This is a genomic window from Vibrio sp. V01_P9A10T6 (assembly GCF_963877065.1).
Lineage (GTDB): Bacteria > Pseudomonadota > Gammaproteobacteria > Enterobacterales > Vibrionaceae > Vibrio > Vibrio anguillarum.
Genome location: NZ_CAWNTB010000119.1, coordinates 1 through 2,680 on the forward strand (window position 1 = coordinate 1; position 2,680 = coordinate 2,680).

Below are 2,680 nucleotides of genomic sequence, written 5' to 3' on the forward strand. Positions count from 1 at the left end.
TGGTTCTCCCTTATGCTAAGCTCAGCAGTGGTGCACCAACAGTCACAGCATCACCCTCTTTGACATGAAGATCTTGAACAATACCGCCACGTGCCGCACGGATCTCGGTTTCCATCTTCATCGCTTCCAGAATCACTAACACATCCCCTTCTAACACCTCAGAACCAGCTTGAACATTCACTTTAAAAATGTTGCCTGCGAGTGGTGAAGGAACGGCTTCTGCATTGTTACTTGCCGGCACGCTTGATGACTGTGCGGCTTGAGACTGGCTGGCAGAAATCGAGCTAAGCTGGCCTTGTGGCCCCACTTCAACCGTGTAAATTTGCCCATCCACTTTAACACTGTAGGTTTCAATACCACCTTTTGTCACAACGGTGGCAGGTGTAGGTTTAGCTGGTTCCAAGGTTGGCGCAGGCTCAAATACATCCGGATTGTGACGATTTTTCAAGAACTTCAAACCAACTTGTGGGAACAATGCGTAAGTCAGAACATCATCCACCGTATCTGCCGCTAATGAAATTCCCTCTGCTTTTGCCTTTTCGAGCAATTCAGTGGTCAACACGGCCATTTCAGCATCCAACAAATCAGCTGGACGGCAAGTGATCGGCGTAAGATTACCCAACACCTTGGCTTGCAACTCAGTATTCACTGGCGCAGGCGTTGCACCGTATTCACCTTTTAATACCCCTGCAGTTTCTTTCGTGATGCTCTTATAGCGCTCACCAGTAAGGACGTTGATCACCGCTTGTGTTCCCACGATTTGAGATGTTGGAGTCACAAGGGGAATGAAACCTAAATCTTTTCGCACACGAGGGATCTCTTCAAGAACCTCATCAAGGCGATCGGCCGCTCCTTGTTCTTTTAGTTGACCTTCCATATTAGTCAACATACCACCAGGAACCTGCGCAATAAGAATACGAGAATCGACACCTTTTAACTGCCCTTCCCATTTTGCGTATTTCTTACGCACTTCACGAAAATAAGTGGCAATCGGTTCAAGCTGTGTCAGGCTCAGGCCCGTATCACGCACGGTTCCTTCAAGCATAGCGACCACTGTTTCGGTTGGTGTGTGCCCGTAAGTTTGGCTCATTGAAGAGATAGCGGTATCCAAAATATCGATACCAGCTTCTACCGCTTTAACGGCTGTTGCCGCTGAAAGACCAGTCGTTGCATGGCTGTGCAACGCTAAAGGTACGGCACAAGAGGATTTAATACGGGTGATCAGATCTTCAGCTTCATACGGCTTGAGCAACCCAGACATATCTTTAATACACAAAGAGTGGCAGCCGAGATCTTCCAACCGCTTGGCAAGATCAACCCAAGTATCTGAATTATGAACAGGGCTAGTGGTGTAAGACAGTGTGCCCTGCGCGTGTGCGCCAACATCAATTGTCGCTTTAACCGCTTTTTCAAAATTGCGAACATCATTCATCGCATCAAAAATACGGAAAACATCCATACCATTCGCGTGAGCTCGTTCGACAAACTTTTCAACAACATCGTCAGCATAGTGGCGATAGCCTAGTAAATTCTGGCCGCGTAGCAACATTTGCATTGGGGTATTAGGCATCGCTTGCTTAAGCGAACGTAAACGCTCCCATGGATCTTCACCGAGAAAACGGATGCAAGCATCAAACGTTGCTCCTCCCCAAGTTTCCAGTGACCAATAACCGATCTTATCGAGCTCTGCTGCAATAGGCAGCATGTCTTCGATACGCATGCGCGTGGCAAATAGTGACTGATGGGCATCACGAAGGACCACATCCGTAATAGCTAGTGGTTTAGACATGCTCATAAACTCCTTTTCATCCTTTCTATGCTATTTAGCTAATGCGCGGTGCTGATGCACTGCTGCAGAAATTGCCGCCACAATTTGCGGGCTCACAGTTGAAGGGTTTGGTTGAACTTTTCGATGTTGAATCGGCGCTGCGATCGGTTGTGGTACTTCTTCCGGTACCAAGGTTGACATTAACCGAACGAGATAAACGAGAATAGTTAGAAAAATAAAGACTACAGCCATCCCTGTCATCATAAGGGTGGCGGCGTCAACTAATAGGCTTCCAATAGTAGTCATGTTGCTTCCTTTCTGTGTCATCCTGACAACAATTGCCATCCATTTTTACAAATGTGATCTTGGCAAGTGGACTAGGATTATCTCGATTGGTTAATAATTGTCAATTTTGTTTAAGGGACTCTTGTAGATAACACACAAAATCGGCGAACAATTCTCACACAAATCACAAAACTCTGAATTTTCTCTATTAAGAAGGGCATTTAACTAGCCAATACGGCTACGTTAATCAAAAAATGATGCAGATACTGAGAGGGAGTTAAAACATTGCAGATTAACAAGATAAAACAAATAGTTGCCATTTTCAATTTAACAAAATAGCAACAAAATACCAACATAAAAAAGCCCCGCATAATGCGAGGCTTCTTAATAAATGGCGCGCTCAGGAGGATTCGAACCTCCGACCGCCTGGTTCGTAGCCAGGTACTCTATCCAGCTGAGCTATGAGCGCGCAAAGTTTTGATATTAATCAGCGATAATCGTTAACAATACCAGGGGCAATGACCCTTTGAATAAGTGGCGCGTCCTGGAGGATTCGAACCTCCGACCGCCTGGTTCGTAGCCAGGTACTCTATCCAGCTGAGCTAAGGACGCGCAGAGTTAATGACA

2 protein-coding genes and 2 tRNA genes are annotated in these 2,680 nt (G+C 46.1%); all 4 read right to left on the reverse strand.

The features are described from left to right. Window positions 1-10: 10 nt before the first annotated feature. On the reverse strand, window positions 11-1,789 hold the full coding sequence (oadA, locus tag AACQ21_RS06520) for a sodium-extruding oxaloacetate decarboxylase subunit alpha (protein ID WP_181185527.1): 1,779 nt from the start codon (window positions 1,787-1,789) through the stop codon (window positions 11-13). Between the two features lie 30 nt (window positions 1,790-1,819). Further along, on the reverse strand, window positions 1,820-2,074 hold the full coding sequence (locus AACQ21_RS06525) for an oxaloacetate decarboxylase subunit gamma (protein ID WP_181185528.1): 255 nt from the start codon (window positions 2,072-2,074) through the stop codon (window positions 1,820-1,822). Window positions 2,075-2,445: 371 nt separating this feature from the next. Further along, window positions 2,446-2,522 (reverse strand) — tRNA-Arg (locus AACQ21_RS06530). A gap of 66 nt (window positions 2,523-2,588) precedes the next feature. Continuing rightward, window positions 2,589-2,665: transfer RNA gene (locus tag AACQ21_RS06535), tRNA-Arg, on the reverse strand. Window positions 2,666-2,680: the final 15 nt, after the last annotated feature.